Annotated in this window: 16 protein-coding genes; 5 read left to right on the top strand and 11 right to left on the bottom strand. The window is 40.3% G+C overall.

Annotated features, from left to right (window positions below; genetic code table 11):
• The first annotated feature begins 89 nt into the window (after nt 1-89).
• Nucleotides 90-1925 carry a M23 family metallopeptidase gene (locus ND812_RS14290; protein ID WP_265376080.1) on the top strand — a complete coding sequence of 612 codons (1836 nt, stop codon included), beginning with the start codon at nt 90-92 and terminating at the stop codon, nt 1923-1925.
• Here the strand turns inward: ND812_RS14290 and greA are convergent.
• The 5 genes from greA to ND812_RS14315 form a co-directional block, all read right to left on the bottom strand.
• Nucleotides 1898-4663, bottom strand: coding sequence for a transcription elongation factor GreA (gene greA, locus ND812_RS14295; RefSeq protein ID WP_265376081.1), 2766 nt, complete (start codon nt 4661-4663; stop codon nt 1898-1900). The two genes, ND812_RS14290 and greA, sit on opposite strands and share 28 nt — an antisense overlap.
• 204 nt (nt 4664-4867) lie before the next feature.
• Entirely contained in the window at nt 4868-5854 is a 987-nt protein-coding gene (flaA1, locus tag ND812_RS14300) for a flagellar filament outer layer protein FlaA1 (RefSeq protein WP_265376082.1), read from the bottom strand.
• A gap of 17 nt (nt 5855-5871) precedes the next feature.
• Entirely contained in the window at nt 5872-6588 is a 717-nt protein-coding gene (gene flaA2, locus ND812_RS14305) for a flagellar filament outer layer protein FlaA2 (RefSeq protein ID WP_100744622.1), read from the bottom strand.
• An 11-nt stretch (nt 6589-6599) separates the two neighbouring features.
• Nucleotides 6600-6836, bottom strand: coding sequence for a PurA ssDNA and RNA-binding domain protein (locus ND812_RS14310; RefSeq protein WP_015678642.1), 237 nt, complete (start codon nt 6834-6836; stop codon nt 6600-6602).
• Nucleotides 6837-6991: 155 nt separating this feature from the next.
• Nucleotides 6992-7462 (bottom strand): cyclic nucleotide-binding domain-containing protein, encoded by a 471-nt coding sequence (locus ND812_RS14315; protein ID WP_100744621.1) that lies wholly within the window; start codon nt 7460-7462, stop codon nt 6992-6994.
• Nucleotides 7463-7652: 190 nt separating this feature from the next.
• Between ND812_RS14315 and ND812_RS14320 the strand changes: the two genes are divergently transcribed.
• Nucleotides 7653-8273, top strand: coding sequence for a response regulator transcription factor (locus ND812_RS14320; RefSeq protein WP_265376083.1), 621 nt, complete (start codon nt 7653-7655; stop codon nt 8271-8273).
• Between the two features lie 3 nt (nt 8274-8276).
• On the opposite strand, the gene ND812_RS14325 is transcribed toward ND812_RS14320, so the two are convergent.
• Nucleotides 8277-10673, bottom strand: a complete 2397-nt coding sequence (locus ND812_RS14325; RefSeq protein ID WP_322113701.1) for a hybrid sensor histidine kinase/response regulator — start codon at nt 10671-10673, stop codon at nt 8277-8279.
• A gap of 178 nt (nt 10674-10851) precedes the next feature.
• On the opposite strand from ND812_RS14325, the gene ND812_RS14330 reads away from it, so the two are divergent.
• The 3 genes from ND812_RS14330 to groL all read left to right on the top strand — a co-directional run bounded on the left by ND812_RS14330 (nt 10852) and on the right by groL (nt 14532).
• The gene (locus ND812_RS14330) at nt 10852-12435 is read left to right on the top strand and encodes a helicase HerA-like domain-containing protein (RefSeq protein ID WP_265376085.1); all 1584 of its coding nucleotides are present in this window, start codon (nt 10852-10854) and stop codon (nt 12433-12435) included.
• A gap of 138 nt (nt 12436-12573) precedes the next feature.
• Nucleotides 12574-12864: a co-chaperone GroES gene (gene groES / locus ND812_RS14335; RefSeq protein WP_265376086.1), complete on the top strand. Its 291-nt coding sequence runs from the start codon at nt 12574-12576 to the stop codon at nt 12862-12864.
• 18 nt (nt 12865-12882) lie between these two features.
• Nucleotides 12883-14532, top strand: a complete 1650-nt coding sequence (gene groL / locus ND812_RS14340) for a chaperonin GroEL (RefSeq protein ID WP_265376087.1) — start codon at nt 12883-12885, stop codon at nt 14530-14532.
• Nucleotides 14533-14652: 120 nt separating this feature from the next.
• Here groL and ND812_RS14345 read toward each other — a convergent pair whose 3' ends face one another.
• The 5 genes from ND812_RS14345 to ND812_RS14365 all read right to left on the bottom strand — a co-directional run bounded on the left by ND812_RS14345 (nt 14653) and on the right by ND812_RS14365 (nt 18105).
• Nucleotides 14653-15039 carry a peptide chain release factor family protein gene (locus ND812_RS14345; RefSeq protein WP_265376088.1) on the bottom strand — a complete coding sequence of 129 codons (387 nt, stop codon included), beginning with the start codon at nt 15037-15039 and terminating at the stop codon, nt 14653-14655.
• Between the two features lie 156 nt (nt 15040-15195).
• The gene (locus tag ND812_RS14350; RefSeq protein WP_265376089.1) at nt 15196-15891 is read right to left on the bottom strand and encodes a hypothetical protein; all 696 of its coding nucleotides are present in this window, start codon (nt 15889-15891) and stop codon (nt 15196-15198) included.
• A gap of 48 nt (nt 15892-15939) precedes the next feature.
• The gene (locus ND812_RS14355; RefSeq protein WP_265376090.1) at nt 15940-16992 is read right to left on the bottom strand and encodes an Mrp/NBP35 family ATP-binding protein; all 1053 of its coding nucleotides are present in this window, start codon (nt 16990-16992) and stop codon (nt 15940-15942) included.
• 10 nt (nt 16993-17002) lie between these two features.
• Entirely contained in the window at nt 17003-17866 is an 864-nt protein-coding gene (locus ND812_RS14360) for a metallophosphoesterase family protein (RefSeq protein WP_265357409.1), read from the bottom strand.
• Nucleotides 17863-18105: a biotin/lipoyl-containing protein gene (locus ND812_RS14365; RefSeq protein ID WP_100727473.1), complete on the bottom strand. Its 243-nt coding sequence runs from the start codon at nt 18103-18105 to the stop codon at nt 17863-17865. The genes ND812_RS14360 and ND812_RS14365 overlap by 4 nt, the downstream gene beginning before the upstream one ends.
• Nucleotides 18106-18148 lie beyond the last annotated feature (43 nt).

Below are 18148 nucleotides of genomic sequence, written 5' to 3' on the forward strand. Positions count from 1 at the left end.
CCCTGTCATACTAGGTCTCAAGTCTAGTTTGTCAAGGGAATCGAAACCGAAGAGAATTTCCTTTTCTTCAAGGAAAGGCATGACAAAGTATGCGGTTGGTTTCTACTTTTCCCATGCGGCCTAGAGAGATTTTTACGTTTGGACTATCCTTAGTTTTTTTGGCACCCACCATATTTGCGGAAACAAAAATACCAGAAATCCCTCATTCGGAGGTTGGATTTCCGTTACCCTATTATTCTCCTGTTTCTGGAACTTTTGCTGAAATCAGAAACCATAACCTACATTTAGGTTCAGACTTTAAATCCTATGGCTTAAACGGCCACAATATCCTAGCCACTTTTGACGGTTATGTGGAAGAAATCAGTTATTCCAAAACAGGTTATGGACTTTCATTGAATTTATACAATCCTAAGTACAAAATCAAATCAAAGTATGCCCACTTACACTCCTTTGGTGGAACCTTGTATGAATTAGAACTCTTAAGAAGAGCCCTACTCCTTATGGGAGACCCAACAGGATTCCAACTCAAACTTCCACCGGGAATGTTTGTTACTAAAAAAGGCAATGCGATTGGAAAAACAGGAGAAACTGGATCTGGCCCTCCTCACCTTCATTTAGAATTTAGATCCGAAAAAGGAAATATCAATCCGCTATACTTTGCTGAAATCCACCAAAAGGATGTCACTCCCCCCACTATCATATCTATGTTTTTAGAAGGAGACGGATTAGAAAAACCTCTCCTCCTCACTGCAAAAGAAATTGGGAAAGGGAAGTTTGAATTGTATACAGAACAAGGAGATAAATTCACTTCGATCCAACTAACAGGCAAAATTCGAATCCGTTTAAGCGGTTATGACAAAATTCGATCTAGAAACAAAAACAATGTGTATGGAATGGATCTTTTTGTGAACGGGAAATCCGTTTTCTCAAGAAACTTTGATTTTTTGTCCTTTGAAGATAAATCACAAAAACACCAATTTTACGATATCAATCGGTCTTCGTTGTCACCGCCTGTTTATTTTTATCATATGTATGAACAACCAAAACTCTTCAAAGAGGAAGGTTATTCAATTAATCTTAGTTCGTTTCCGAAAAAAGATAAGGTCCAAGTCCAGGCCTCCTTACGGGATGCTACAGGAAATGTATCTTCTGTATTTTTTGATCTCATCCATGAAGAACAAACACCAGATCTCAGCACAAAACCAATTAGCAAAAAAACAGGAAACAAATACAAATCATTGGATGGTGTTATCTCCATTGATCTAACAAAAGCTGAAATTTCTGGTGAAGGAAGTTTACTCATTACAGAGATACTCGAAAAGGAAATTCCGTTTAAAATTCCCAAAGGACTTCCATTAAAAGGCAAAATTTACCAAGTTGATACCAAACGAATGAGTTGGAAAGGCGAAGGCCAAGGAGAGATGAATTTAGGATTTACTCCTTCTATCAAAGATTCTTTATATTTTTTTGATTCTTCCATCGGTAAATTCCAAGGCATACAACCAAAACGAAAACCCAACGGTTTTAGTTTCAAATTAACAAAAGTTGGTTTTCTCATGGTTCTATCAGACGAAACACCACCTAACGTTTTTCCTATGACATCAATTGCAAGATACATTGAACTACCAGAAGTACGAAACCATTGTCTGGAAGAAAAATACTATGGATTATCTGACGTGGGGAGTGGATTTCGAACCAATGTAGAACTACTGGTAGATGGGCAAAGTTTTCCGTATGAATACGATCCTGATAGGAGTGCCATCAGGGTTTTGATTCCCAAGAGTTTACAAAAAGAAAGGCCTTATCTTCTTTTGGAAGTTAAGGCCTCTGATTTTGCCGGAAACAATTCCGAACCGTTTTTGGATCTAATTTCTACAAATGGTTGGAGGGAAGACCTTCAGGCTTCCTGTCCAGTCATTGAGTAACGAGCGATATCCAATACCTCGTATACAGTTTCTGTTGCACCGAAAACAAGAGTCGCTTCGTTGCCAGTGTGTTTACCTAGTAAAGACTTCGCAAGTGGTGATTGGTAAGAAATGATATTCTTTTCAGTATCAGCATCCCATGCACCTAAGATAGAGTAAGTGACAACTTCACCAGTTTGTTTGTTTTTCAAACGAACTGTGGTTCCAATTCCTACTTTTTCTGTTTTCACATCACTTAAATCTAAGATACGAGCACTTTTTAGTTCTGCTTCTAAACGTTTAATTGCTGCTTGGAGTTGTGCTTGTTTTTCCATCGCTGCTTTGTATTCTGCGTTCTCACGTAAGTCCCCTTTTTCTTGGGCCTCACCGATATCACGAGAGTTCTCAGCCATCTCAACATTTACAAGGTGTTCAAATTCAAGTTTTTTTCCATTAAATGCGCGTCTTGTTACAAGAACCACATCGTTCGGAAGGTTTGCTAACGGATCATCATCTGCATCTTCTTCTGAATCATACTCATCCCATACAATGTTTGGTTTGAGTTCGTTAATGAGTGCATACAACTGGTCTTTTTCTAAATCAGTCACATAAGGAACTTCTTTGAATAGAGCAAACAATTTACGAACATACTCATCATCAGCATTGGTTAAGATGTCACGAAGAAGGCTATTGTCTTTTCCGAACAAAATGTCCATCGCTTGGTTTTTGAGTTTTGTTCCCTTGTCCTCAATTTTGGCAAGAGGTTTTAAGATACGGAATACACGAAGTACTAGGTCTTCTTCACTTACCTTTAACCAATCAAATTTCCAAGTATGAGATAAAATCGATTTTGCTACCCAAAGGAAAACTTCTGGGTTTTCTTTTGATTTGTTCGATACAGTTTCTACAAACAAATTGAGTTCTGCATACTTTTCATCAGCTACCAAGTTTTGGAATACAGATCTGTTTACCTTCACTGGAACTTCGAAAAGTAATCCAATTAGGATATTGATTGCTTCTGGGTGGTGAGCTCGGATGAGATCTTTAAACCCTTTTTTGATATCTGTATTTTCTAAAGACTTAGAAATTTTCAGAGCATCTTCTTTTGTCAAAGTTTGTATGAGAGTTTTTAATTCTGGTTCACGGATTTTATGTGAAAATTCTTCCGTAGGCCATGCCTTTCCAGCTTCTTCCAAATAAAGGTAAGCAGAAATTTTGCGAATGATATCTCTTGCTGATTCTTCTTCCACATAATGGGAGATAAAAAATTCACCAGCTTCGGCAGCTTCATCAGAATCTCGCACTGCTTCCATTGCGATTTCCAATTTTTTATTCACATCATTGGTAGCTTGGAATTTTTGAGTGAGAGTTTCGGAATGAGTGATCGGTTTTTCATGGTAAACCACTTCATCCTTTTTCTTAGGATTCATTCCGATATTGGCTTCTTTTTTGAGAACGGTTTTGACTTTTGCCCACCATTTTGACCACTCATCTGCTTTCAAAAAAGTTCCGATGAGTTCATTCTTCATATCAGAAATGAGCATTCGGTTTTCGTAAGAAGTGAGGAGTTGTTTGAGGAATTCAGCCAAGTTCTCTTGGAACATGGTAGTGATGCTTTTTTTATCTTCGTAGTGTTGTACCCAAATATGATCTTTCTTCAAAGGTTTGAGAGAAGTGATCGCCATTTGGATCGAAAGTTTGTGGTCTTTCTTTTCTTCAAAATCAACAAAGATAGAATCTCCCGTTTGAGAGATGGATGTAATTTTACCAACACCCCAGTTTCTATGCATTACATAGTTTCCAGTATCGAATACAATGTTACGTTCGAAATTTGTGATACAAAGTTTAACAGGCTTACGGTTGTTACCAAGTTCACTCATCTTGAGGAAATCTTCGAGTAACGAGTGCGCTGCATACTTTTGTTTGTAAGAACGAATGAGCTCGTTTCTTGCTTTTTGTGAAGCAGGTTCGTGTTCTAAAATTTTCTTTAAGAAGTAAATGACATGATCCCAATCTTCCATTGCCTTAAAGGGTTCAACGATTGGGTAAAGTAGACCAACTAACCGAGTTTTTTCTCTTTGGCCGAGAAGGATCCTTTCAATTTTGTCAAAAAAAGCTACGTCTTCATAATTGTTTTGAACGATGGTAGGCCAAATTTCTTCCATCGGAACGTATTCTTTGTTTTTTGCATACATCTCAACCGCAAGTTTGAGATAAGACATCGCTTTCGGTTTGTCTTCTTCCATAATGGAGAATCCATACTTCTTTGCGATCTCAGGGTTTTTGCGGTCTTGTTTTGCTAATTTTTCTAAAACTACTTTGAGTTCTTTATTTTTTTTAAGTTTATCGAGTGCTTCTGCTTTCACACGGAGAGCAAGTCTATGGTCTCCAAAACGTAAAATAGAATCAGTAATGTATTCAATGATGGTCCATTTTGCATGTGCTTTAAAAGAATCCAAAATGTTCTTCACCAAATTCGCATCACCCATGGAATCTTCCATGAAAGATATGATCATTAACATGTATTTGGCGGAGATTGATTCAGGGTGTTCTTTGAAATGGTCTTCAATTTTTTGTTTAGCTTCCGCTAAACGATTTTCTGCCTTATATGCATCAATGACATCGTCAAAGATTTTGAATTTAGAAACGGGCACCGTTCCTGCATCAGCACGAACATAAATTTCCTCATTAAATAGAGGTGTTAGTTTGTCGTTATCGGCAATTTTGTTTGATTTGTCTTCGGTAATAGTCTCAGGCATGAAAAGAATCTCCCTCTTCGTATTTCCAATAAAGGGTGTTCATAGTTCCTATAAAGTTGTTACGGTAAATTTAGCGATGAATCCGCGAAAAGAACAGTCCTAGGGTTCATTTTCCAGGTCCGTTCGATTCTGTAAAGCCAAAAAACCCAGCCGATTGGCTGGGTTTTCCTGGTCCAAGTAGATTCCCTTGGAGTGAAAAGGGATCTATTTGTTTTGGGAAGAACCGTTACTTCCCCCACAATCACGCACTTTTGCGCCAGTGGAGATCGCTCCCGATTTTTGGAGCATTTGCTCCAACTTCACTTTGTTTTTACAATCCTCTTCGTCAAAGTCAAGGTTTGCTCCATCAAAGTGAACTTCGAATGTATCCGCAAGGACACGTAGTTCATCAAAGAAAAGATACACAGTTTCAGGTCCTGTATTGTGTCTGGAACGAATTTTGAACTGTTTAAAGATCAAGTTTCTCGTTGCAGGGAACGCATTTGCTTCCTGTGGGATCCCTGGAGGGATGATGATGTGGAGTGGTCTCCATCCAACAAAGTCAAGAGAACCGAATGGGAAAATATGGCTATTTCCATTATGGTCTTCTAACCAACCTTCCAAGTCGTATTCATTTCCACGGCCAAGAACCCAAACAGAAATGGCTTTTACGTTACCAGGTGCTTCAATTCCGTACACCTTTTCCAATTTCTTTTTGTTGTCTGCGTCAATATAAGGTCGAGATCTAGTGATTTCATACTCAGGAGCACGAGGAGGACGTACTGTAACAACGTTGTTGCCTGGAAAGGTAAATTGGAATTTTACTGCCAATACCTTCGCATTCCCAGCATCTACGTTTTTCACGTCACCAGGTTTTCCCGGCACCAATTTCACTTCTCTCATGACGAGTGGAGACTTCACTGAGTCATTGAGTACGGGTGAATACTTATTGTTTTCATCGTACTTCATGTCTCCCGATCCATCTTTGTTCACACCGTCTTTATCGGTGAAAACTTCCCAACCGTAAGGTGCGGAAGCGACTGGATTGTCCCAAGATTCAATGGTAATTGCTTTAAGTTCTAAAGCTCCAATATCGTTTCCAACTGGTGTTGCCACTCCATTGGATACTTTGTATTGTGCTTGCGCAAAACCAATGAGTGCAACCGAGGTTAGCGCTAATAAAGTTAGGATTTTGGTATTTTTGTGTTTCATTGTTCCCTTCTCCCCGCTTACCAATTGTCCTTAATTTCAGATCCAGGGTATTTTGCTTCGGATCTGTCTGTTCTCACTTGCAAGTCATCTACATAAAAGTAAAAGTCCCCTGCTACTTCGTGAACATCGGATGTCACAAAAAGTGAAACAAAATGAAGGTTTTTATCTAAAAGAGCAAATCTAGAACTTTGTGGGATGAAACCAGGAACAGTTGCTGTCAACTTTCTCCATCCAAAAAAATCCAATCGACCCAAACGGATATTATGTGTTACGTCTTTATAATCTCTGAATTTAGCAAATAAGGTATGTCTGTATTTTCTTCCAAGAACCCATACAGAAATTTGTCTTACTTTCCCTTTGATGATGTATTCATGCGGAGGGTAAAGTTCCACACGATCCAACCCTTTAGCAGCAAAATGAGTTTTGACTCCTAAAATATGGTTTTTTTCGAGTTTGTCACCGCCATCTTCTGGAACGGTTTTTTCATCGAATACATCTTTGATGAGCCCGCGTTGAACGAGTTTCAAAGTTCTTGTTTCTCCGAGTGGAGTGGTTGCTTTGACTCTCCAATCCTCAGCCTCTTCGAAATCATCTAAAACGATTTTTCTAAGAGGGCTATCCTCATCATTTGCAGTGTTAGCTGTATTTTGTCCGCCAGTATCTGCCTGCGCGTACAACATTCCTATTGAAAGGAAGAGGCCTAACAACAGTTTGGTCATTCCTAATTTCCCCATGAAACTCACTCCTAAAAGGCTCCTAACTCCGGGTCTTTCGTATTCTCATTATCGGCTATCCGGCTTTTAAATTGATGCAAGATTTCGATCATTCGATCGATTCCTTCCGCCGGAAGAAAGATCGAGGATTTTTTGCTATTCGACCATTCCGATACTTTCAGGTAAAATCCAGCCTGGTTTTTCTTCAAATCCACCAAGAAAGTCTTATTTTGTGTTACGATCTTCTCGGTTAGGATTTCGGGGTCCACCATGCATTCCTTCTCCCTGCCTACGGTAATAGTATCGGTTTGCGAAACCCATTCCTTAGCTGTAATAGGAAGAAACTGAGGAATGGAAAAGGTTTTTTCGAATGTGCGCAATAAAAAATACTAATTTAGTATCATTTTGTCTCTAAGACAAGGTTTTACGCAAATCGTTTGCGTAGTTCCCTTGCGTACGCCAAATCGTGCGTTAGTTTTCGCAGCCTTCGGATGTAGTAATGGGTGACTTCTTTGTAAAATTTAAGTTCCATTTCCTTATTTTTGGAAAACATATCATGTAAATCAGCGTAACGAAGTTCGTAAAGTTCGGAATTTTCTTTGGCTTCGACTTTGGCAGACCGTTTTTCATCATCAAAAAATGGCAATTCTCCAAAGTGATCCCCTTCTCCGAGAGTGATGAGGTTCACATCGTCCCCATGGCTTGTAGAAGTAGAGATTTGTAAAGTTCCATACTTCACAATGTACATAGATTCAGCATCTTCGCCCATGTCGTACAAAACATTTCTAGGAGGTAGGTGGACTTCCCGAATCTTTTCAGCGATATGTAATAGTTCATCTTGGTTTAACTTTTGGAAGAGATATATTTTTTTGAGACTCTCTACTTTAGTATTCATTCATTCTCCTAGGATCTTTCTGAACATGGGGGAAACTTCCTGTTTTTGCAAGAGAAAATTAAGTAGAAAGACCCATGATTTTTTCTGGACAAATGAGACGGAATAGTACTAATATTTCCAGTTCTCCTCGTCTACTAGGGGGAAACGCTAGGAAGAAAACAGAATCCTAGATCCAGATAAAGGGAAATTTATGACATCTAAAAAGAAGGTATTACTCGTTGAAGACCATGCTGTGACCCGGGTTGGAGTTAAACATGTAGTGAATGCTTCGAACGATTTTGAAGTGGTTGGCGAAGCGGAACATTCGTCGCAAATAATTGGCCTGCTTTCGGAAACCAAACCGGATTTTGTCTTACTCGACCTTCGCATTCCTGGAGAAAATGTTCTCAATATGGTGAAGGATTGGAAAAAAGATTTACCACAATTAAAAGTTGTCACCCTTACCATGCTCGATGAACAACCCATTGTCCATTCGGCCATTGAAGCTGGGGTAGATGGATACCTTTTAAAAAGTGATGATTTGAGTAGCCTTACCAAAAACCTGAATGAAATCGCGGCTGGAAAAACAGTTTATAGCAAAAACTTAAAACTCAGTTTCAATCGCAAACCTCAAGACGGGAAGGTAGCCAATAAAAAGGAAAAACAAATCTTAACCCTTCTTGGGCATGGTAAAACCTACCAAGAAATTGGAACGGAAATTGGCCTTTCCAAACGAACCGTGGAATACCATGTAGGACGCCTCAAAGATCGTTTTAACGCAAAAACCGTTGCCGAACTCATTGGACGTGCCAAAGAACAGATGTTAATCTAGCCATCAAAGGTCGAGGAGTCGTTTGACGATCTCGACCAATTTTGCATCAGGAGATGTTTTGGTTAAAAAAGCATCTCCCCCTAGTGCAATCACTTCAGCTTCTAATTTAGTACCTGTATTTGGATCTGTGTGGGAACTCGATACAAGTAAGGATCTAATTTCTTCCATCTCAGGATTCGAATACAAATCTCTTAAAAAATCGATCCCCGTTTTTTCTGGCATCGAAAAATCCACAATGATGAGATCAGGTTTGAGTCGTGAGACCGAATACAAAGCATGATCAGGGTATTCTTCTTCCCATACAATACATGGCAGGTCTTTTAAAACCTTTCTGATTTGTTTTCTGTAACCTGGATTGTCATCTAAGATGAGGACAATTTTTTCAAAATTAGGAAGTAAGAGTTCGACAGAAGTGCCTTTCTCTTCTTCTGATTGGACAACCAAACGAGCACCATGGCGATCAGCCACTTCCCGACAAAATGCAAGACCAACCCCTGCTCCCATTTCGTCAGCAGTTCCTTTACGAACAAATAGAAACCCTTCATCTAACACATGTTCGGTCCAATAATTTGGCATTCCGATGCCTGTGTCTGTAACTTTTAAACTCCAATGTTTATTGGATTCGGTAAGGGAAACTTCTACCGATCCTGATTCTTTTGTGAATTTGACTGCATTGGTGAGAAGGTTCCAAATCAAATGTTCAATCAGGTTCGGATCCCCTATCCCTATCGAGGAATCTTCCATATGAGTGATGACAGAGATGTTTTTGGGTTTTGCCATTTCTTGGACACGTTCAATGAGTTGGTCTGTGATTTGGCGGAAGTCAAACAGTTGGTAATCTGGGAAAACAGCAGCATTTTGGAACCTTGAGTATTTGATGAGTTCTTCCACCATACTCAAGATATTTTTAAGACCGGTTGATGCCTCACCTAATACCTGCTTTGCTCTCTCTGGAGAAAGGGATGGTGGTGATTCGGTGAGTAAATTGACGACAGAAGAGATTCCAAAAAGAGGAGACCGGATGTCGTGAGAAACAATGGAGATAAATTTATCCTTTAATTCTCCTGTTTTTTCAGCTTTTTCCTTTTCTTTTTTAAGTTCGAGGGTTTTCCACTCCACTTCTTTTCGTAAATTAAGAGTGAGGTATTCTGCTGTTTCCCAAGTATGTGCATTTTGTTTGGAAATCACAATGGAAAGACACACACAAAAAAAGCCAAAACCAAGATCTGTGACAAGAGGTAGGTCCCATCGTTTGAAAAACACAATGGAATCATAAATGGTAGCAGCTAAGATCACCAATGTTCCCACGGTGATATAAATGCCTATATAACGTGATTCACGCTCCAATGTAGAACGAATCGCCGCAACCAACGCAAAAATCAAGATAATCGTCATATAAACTTGACTAAACACAAGTAATTTTGTGTACACAGCGTACGGTGTTGTTAAGATGACAAGGATTTGAATGACGATGGGAAAGAGTAAATACCGTTTGAATTTTTCAGGAACAAAATGAAGTTGGATTTGGTAAAAAAAGAGTAAACTGAATATTTGGATTCCACAGAAAGCCAAATATTCCAATCGAATTTGTAACATCTCAAGAAAGTCACTTCCAATAAACCAATCCCTAGATACTCGTTCAAAGAGTAGGATTCGAATCATCCAAGAGAAACAAAGTAGAGAAAACCAAAGTGTAGACTTATTTTTACTTCGATGGATGTATAAAAACAAATGACTTACAAATAGAATTAAAAAGACACCAAAGAAAAAAGATTTTTTTCTTTCTTTGAACCGAAGGTATAAATTTGTTTTTCCCACTTCTCCTAGGATGGGAGAATAATAAGGTCCCCCTCGGGAATATAAATAATTCGAGATTTGTAAATACAATACAGTAGAAGGTGTCGCTCGAAAGGATCGACTCGTTTCCAAATAATAACCAATCGATTCCTCTTTTGATTTGGCAACTTTGCCAGCAGAACCTAACAAAACAAGGCCACGTTCCTGGTTGTAATAGTACAATTTGTACGCAGAAGAAGCTTCTCGTAAATATACCATTAAGTTCATTGGCTCTTTTACTTGTAATTTGAGTCGATAGGTAACAACTCCATGAGCAGGAAGGTTTTGGTTCACCCAATACCCAGGGACTGCTAGTGTTAGGGGTGATTTTTGGTCGAGTGCCTTAAACTCGGCTTCTGATTCTGGCAATTCACCAGGATAGGCATGCCACTCACCTGCCAGAGGAAAAGGATCCAAGGCATTCAGATCTTCTTTCGTGAGATCCAAAACTCCATTTTGGATGGTTTTGGCCGACGCTAGAGAGGGAATTCCACGGTTACATTGGACAAAAGGTAATAAAAGAAAAAATACGAAAAGTACATTAACTCGTTTGGTTGTGAGAATCCGTTCCACATCCAAAGAGTAGAAAGATTTTGGAAAAACTCAAATCATATTAGGATTACTACGAGAAATTTGTGGCAACGAACCAAGTTCCCCACGGACAACTACCTCGATTTCCTAAACTAGAAAACATTGACTTCGGTGGGAAACCAGTTGAACTAGTGGATTTTCGAGGGAACAAATGGCCAAACAATCTGATGCATTTACAAAAAAAATCGAGGAAGGATACCCAAGTGACGGATCCTTGTTCCTTGGTTGTGGGAAATATGATGGGGACACCTTCCCTCTGGCCAAAGTACAAATCCCCCTTTCGACTTTAAACCGCCATGGTCTGATCGCTGGTGCAACAGGTACAGGGAAAACAAAAACCTTACAACTCCTGACGGAATCACTTTCGGATGTGGGTGTGCCAGTGGTGCTTATGGACATCAAAGGTGACCTTTCTGGTCTTGGAGCCGAAGGGGAAGAAAATGATAAAATCAAAGAACGTACAAAATTATTAGGCGTGGATTGGAAACCGAGTGCTTACCCAGTAGAATTTTTGTCCATCTCCAAAGAACCAGGGGTGAGACTACGAGCAACTGTTGCTGAATTTGGTCCCATTTTACTCTCTCGGATTTTAGAACTCAACGAAACACAAAGTAGTGTTGTCTCGTTAGTGTTTAAATACTGTGATGATTTGGGATTACCAATCCTTGACCTCAAAGATTTTAAAAAAGCCCTTCAATACATCAACGACGAAGGGAAAGAAGAATTAGAAAAAGAATATGGAACTGTTTCTTCTCAAAGTGTCTCCATCATCTTACGTAAGTTAATGGACTTGGAAAGCCAAGGTGGAGAGGATTTTTTTGGTGAACCTTCTTTTGATGTAGAAGACCTATTAAAAACTGAATCAAAAAAAGGAAAAATTTCGATTGTCCGCCTGACAGACATCCAAACAAAACCCCGACTTTTTTCGACGTTTATGTTATCTCTTCTCACTGAGATTTATGCAAACTTTCCAGAAGAAGGAGATTTAGAGAAACCGAAACTAGTTTTATTTATCGATGAAGCACATTTGGTTTTTGATGAAGCTTCGAGTGATCTTCTGAAACAACTCGAAACCATGGTACGACTCATCCGTTCCAAGGGAGTTGGGATTATCTTTTGTACACAGTCACCAACTGATTTACCAAAAGAAATTTTAGGGCAACTTGGACTTAAAATACAACATGCTCTCCGTGCGTTCACAGCAAACGACCGCAAGGCGATCAAAACTGCCGCAGAAAATTATCCCGAAACCGACTTTTATGATACCAAAGAAGTGATCACGGAACTTGGAATTGGTGAAGCTTTTATCACCGCTCTCAGTACAAAAGGCTCCCCCACACCTCTGGTTCACACATTGCTTTCACCACCGAAATCTCGGATGGGGACTTTAACCCCCAAGGAACTAGAAAAATTGATTGGGGAATCCGATTTGGTCAAAAAATACGAAACCTCTCTCGACCGCGAAAGTGCCCTCGAGATCCTCACGAAAAAAATGGAAACCATTGCTTCTGAAACAGAAACAGCGGAAGAAGAAGCAGGAACGAAAAAACCCAAGTCCAAACGTGCCCAGGAAAAGGAAGACCCAAGTTTTGTGGAAACCCTCTCCAAAAACCCACTTGCCAGAGAAGTGGGAAGGACAGTGGCAAAAGAAGTCACAAGGGGTCTTCTCGGAATGCTTGGGGTCACACCCAAACGGGGTTCCAAACGGAAAAAAACTGGGTTATTTGGATTCTAATCCTTTTTTAGCACTCTTCACTTGAAAGTGCTTGACCTCTTTTTCCTATAAACATTCTATGGTACTGGAGTTTAGCACTCTTTTTCGAAAGGTGCTAAACTTAGTATTAATAAGTAGATTGCATACAAGGAGTTACTCATGGCATCAATCAAACCTTTAGGCGACCGAGTAGTCGTAGAGCCAAAGAATGAGTCGGAAGAAAAAATCGGATCCATCATCGTACCAGACACAGCCAAAGAAAAACCACAAGAAGGCAAAGTCATCGCTGTGGGACAAGGCCGTTACGAAGACGGTAAACTCGTTCCTTTAGAAGTAAAGGTAGGAGACACAGTTCTTTACGGAAAGTATTCAGGAACTGAAATCAAACAAGGCGGAAAAGAATTACTCATCATCCGTGAAAGCGACATCCTCGCTGTAGTGACAAACTAAATCTAAAAGGAAAGAATCATGGCTAAAACAATAGAATTTGATGAAACAGCACGTAGAAAACTTCTTAGCGGAGTAAACAAACTCGCTAACGCAGTAAAGGTGACTCTTGGACCAAAAGGCCGTAACGTAGTCATCGACAAAAAATTTGGATCTCCTACCATCACGAAAGACGGTGTAACGGTTGCAAAAGAAATCGAATTAGAAGATGCAATTGAAAACATGGGCGCTCAAATGGTGAAAGAAGTATCCACCAAAACGAACGACATTGCTGGAGACGGAACAACAACTGCAACTATCCTTGCACAAGCCATCATCAATGAAGGTTTGAAAAACGTGACTGCGGGTGCAAACCCAATGGCTCTTAAACACGGGATTGACAAAGCAGTTCTTGCCGCTGTAGAAGAAATTAAAAAACACGCAATTAAAATCAATAGCAAAGCAGAATACGCAAACGTTGCAACTATCTCTGCAAACAATGATCCAGAAATCGGTAACCTCATTGCACAAGCGTTTGACAAAGTGGGTAAAGAAGGTGTGATCACTGTTGATGAAGCAAAATCAATTGAAACCACTCTTGATATCGTAGAAGGTATGCAATTTGATCGTGGATATGTGTCTCCATATATGGTGACAGATCCAGAAGCAATGATCGCTACTTTTAACGATCCATTCATCTTAATTTACGACAAAAAAATTGCTTCGATGAAAGACCTTCTCCCAGTGCTTGAAAAAATTGCACAAGCGGGAAGACCACTCGTTATCATCGCTGAAGAAGTAGAAGGTGAAGCTCTTGCAACAATCGTTGTCAACACACTTCGTAAAACCATCCAATGTGTGGCTGTAAAAGCTCCAGGGTTTGGTGACAGAAGAAAAGCTATGCTTGAAGACATCGCAATCCTCACTGGTGGACAAGTAATTTCTGAAGACCTTGGAATGAAACTTGAAAATGCTGATGTGAAGATGTTAGGTCGCGCTAAAAAAGTGGTAGTGGACAAAGAAAACACAACCATTATAGAAGGTGCTGGTGCTTCTAAAGACATCCAAGGCCGAGTGAACCAAATTAAAAAACAAATCGAAGACACAACTTCAGATTACGATCGTGAAAAACTCCAAGAACGCCTTGCAAAACTTGCTGGTGGTGTTGCAGTGATCCACGTTGGTGCTGCAACTGAAGTAGAAATGAAAGAGAAAAAAGCTCGTGTAGAAGATGCTCTTTCTGCAACTCGTGCTGCTGTGGAAGAAGGAATTGTTCCTGGTGGTGGACTCACACTACTACGTGCACAAGACGCAGTGAAAGGATTAAAACTTTCTGGCGACGAACAAACAGGTGCAAACATCATCTTACGTGCATTAGAAGAGCCTATTCGTATGATCACTTCCAATGCAGGTCTTGAAGGATCTGTGATTGTGGAACAAGCTCGTGCGAAAAAAGGAAACGAAGGATTTAACGCACTCACTATGGTTTGGGAAGACCTTATCAAAGCTGGTGTTGTTGACCCTGCGAAAGTAGTTCGTTCTGCCCTTCAAAATGCAGCTTCGATTGGTGCGATGATTCTCACCACTGAAGTGACCATTACAGACAAACCGGAGCCGAAAGATGCTGCTGGTGCTGGAATGGGCGGCATGGGAGGAATGGGTGGTATGGGAGGAATGGGCGGCATGATGTAAATCTTTCGCACATTTCAACTTTGGTCTCGTCGGTGATCCGAAGAGGCCAATACCCGAAGAAGGCCTTGGGATACATATCCAAGGCCTTTTTTTATGAGCAGGTAGCCGACAAATTCCAGTTCAATCTTCGGTTTCGCTATTTTCTGAACTGTTATGTTTATACTTTTCCGCTGCTCGTTTCTTTTGTTTTTCTTTTTGTTTGCGGATGGCACCAAGTTTCTCACGAAATTTTTCTGGAGTACGTTCTTTTTCGACTTCCAAACAAAGTAGGTCACGTGCTTTATAACGATTGAGTCCTTGGGTGCGGTAGATCGAACACTTTACTTGTTTCCTTGTAGGGATATGAAGTAACACAACGGCGGTTGCCACCTTATTGACGTTTTGCCCCCCTTTTCCACTCGCCTTTACAAATTGTTCTTTTAAATCAGATTCGCTGATTCCAAGTGCCTCCATTCGTTTTTTAAGCGAAACATTCTTTTCAGGGGAAACTGGGAAGGTAAGTGCCATGACAGTGTTACTCTTAGCTTGGAAATTGGAATGGTTTTCGGCCGATGCCTTAGAGATTTGTGAAAGATATCAGTTAAAGACAGTATCCTAAGAAATAAACCCTCCTATGAAAGAAGAGTTTGAATCTTTCTGCTGAATCGGAACCTAACGACTGTCTTACGTAGCCGTAGATTCTTCGATCTCTAAAATGCGTTTTCTCAGATCAGAAGCCGTTTCATAATTTTCAATTTGGATTGCATTGAATTTTTGGATGTAAAGGCCAACGAGTTCATCCCCTACCTTTCCTGGAACCGACAAAGCTTTTTTAAAATTATCAATGTCGAGTGTTGGATGGTTGGTATGGAAGTAATCCACGATTCGTTCCATTTTAAGCCTTGTTGCTTCTCTGGCAATTCCCGATGTATTTCGAAACTCAATCGAAAGATTGGCTAAGGTTTCGAGTGGTTCGCTCGCAGGATCCAACTGGTCACTAAGATTTGTGGTCTGGGTTTTCTTTTCTTTTGCCTTACAGAATTCCACATACCTCATCACCATGGAATTGAATTGTTCCATTCGTTCTTGGATGTATTGGTTTGCCATTTCTTTGTTTTCTGGCATTTGGAAATCTGGAAGTTGTACCACATCATACAAATGGATATTGTCCGAGAGGATCTTCATGAGCTCCTCTTTGGATGGCAGTGCTACAGGTGGAAAGGTCACCACAGGGTAGTTGTCTCCTATTTTTAAGAAACTCACCACCACATTGGAGGCTATGATTTTTCCACCTGGTGCAATCGGATTTTCTCCGAATACATGGCAGTATGCGATTAAATTCCCGGTTGGATTTGGTTTGGAACCGCGTTCAAAATTCATAGTGTATCCTTTAGACTAAGAAATGTGCAGGAAGACACAAGTGATTTTTTAATCTTCCCAATTGGCAATTTGTTCTTCTAAATTCTTTGCAATCTTAAAATACGCCTGTTGTAAAGGTGAGTCTTTTGCGTCAAGTAAGGCAGGTTTCCCGGCTTCTCCCGAACTCATGACATCAAGTGTGAGAGGGACTGCACCAAGTTCCGGAACTCCGACTTGTTTGGAAAGTTTTTCCCCTCCTCCTTTGGAAAATACATCGGTCACATGGCCACATTTTGGACAAGCAAACCCAGACATGTTTTCCACGATCCCAAGGATTGGTACTTTTACCTGTTTGAACATGGCGGCAGCACGACCTGCGTCTAACACTGCTACTTCTTGTGGAGTGGTGACAATGACAGCGCCATCCAGGTCAATGAGTTGGGCAAGGGATAACTGAACATCCCCAGTGCCTGGAGGTAAATCTATAAAGAGGTAATCTAACTCCCCCCATACAACATCGTATAAGAACTGTTCAATGGCCTTTCCAAGCATTGGTCCACGCCAAACCACTGGTTGGTCTTCTGTGACAAGGAAGGAAAAGGAAATCAGTTTAATTCCATGTTTTTCAATTGGGTAAATTTTATCTTCTTCGGATTTTAATGCCACTCGGCCATTGATTCCAAACATCTTACCTAGGGATGGACCATAGATGTCGGCATCCAAAATCCCCACCTTCTTTCCGTTACGTGCTAAAGTACTCGCTAAGTTTGCAGTGACAGTAGATTTCCCCACTCCCCCTTTTCCAGATCCAACAGCGATGACTTTTTTTACACCGAAGATTCTGTTTCCGTCTTCCATCTTTAAGTTTTGGTCGACTTCAAACTTAATCTTTACTTTACCAGCACCTTCAATTTTGGAAATCAACTGTCTTGTTTGTGCTTCGAGTCCAATTTGCAATCGGCGGTCAGCATTCGGAGTTTTGATGAGGATTTCAATTCCATCATCAGTGGGAGTGACTTTAGCCACCATTCCGAGACTCACAATGTCTTTTTTGAGTTCGGGGTGTTTCACTTGCATGAGTTGTCGTTGGATGGTTGTTAAATCAATTTTAGAATTTGCCATGGTATGTCCTTTAGACGACTCCCTCTGTCTCTTCGTAAAGAATGGGATTTGTCTCTGTAAATTTATTATCTGAATAGATGAAACGACGGTAATGAGTTTGTTTTCCCAGTTCGATCAAATGGAATCCACACTCATGTTTGGAATCGGAAAGCCGTGTACTGGATGCTGAGTTCACAATGGTGAAGGGAGTTTCTTTCCCAGGAAGTTTCACCCAATTGGTATGAGTATGGCCATGTAAGTACAATTCGGGAGGATTGGTTTGTAATCCATCCACCACATCCTTTCGGTTGGACATTCGGTGGGAAGCAGATTCCACTTCTGTTTTGGGATTCCAAAGTGGGTGGTGTCCTACAAGTACATATGGTCCTTCAGAGAGTTTCACTGTTTGTTCGACCACTTCTTTAGCCACATATCCGTTTGCTGTGATCCTAGGAATGGCTAAATTGGAATCCCAACCTACAAATAATTTTCCTGCAATCCGTTTGGTGCGTAAATAATGATTGGGGCTAACTGACTCACCCATCCATTCTGCAAATGCCTTCTCAAATAAAGGATTTGGTCCCATGGCTCTTTTTTGGTAACGGTCATGGTTTCCTGGAATCAAGAACGTTTTGTCCGTTAAGATCGGTTTTAAGATGTCTTTTGCGTTTTGGAATTCACTTGGATGTGAAACGTTTGTTAGGTCACCAGAGATAACAAGTGCATCATATTCTAAACTTTTGATGGTGTCCACCATGGCTGCAATTAGAACTACCGGGTGTTTTGACCTTCTCCTCACATGGTAATTGAGGTATCCGACAATGGCTTTCCCACGAAGTGAAAACAATGAGAGTTTTTTCGGGAAATGTAAATCGGAGATATGAAGGATTTTCATTCGTTAATATCCATGATTCCAAGGATATCTCCTTTTTTCACCACCGATCCTTGTTCCATGATGATTTTTTTCAATGTACCAGAATAAGGGGATTCGACAGGAAATGCGGCTTTATCTGTCACAAGTTCGATCACTTCGTCCCCTTCCTTCACAGATTGGCCTTCTTTGCATAACCAACGGACGAGTTCGATTTTTTCAGTGTCACCTAAATCAGGAGTTTTAAGAAGGAATTCTTTCATATACAAACAAACCTGCTCCCTCGGTCGGAAAACTGGTTTACAA

The sequence above is a fragment of the Leptospira limi genome (assembly GCF_026151395.1).
In the GTDB taxonomy this organism is placed as follows: Bacteria; Spirochaetota; Leptospiria; order Leptospirales; family Leptospiraceae; genus Leptospira_A; species Leptospira_A limi.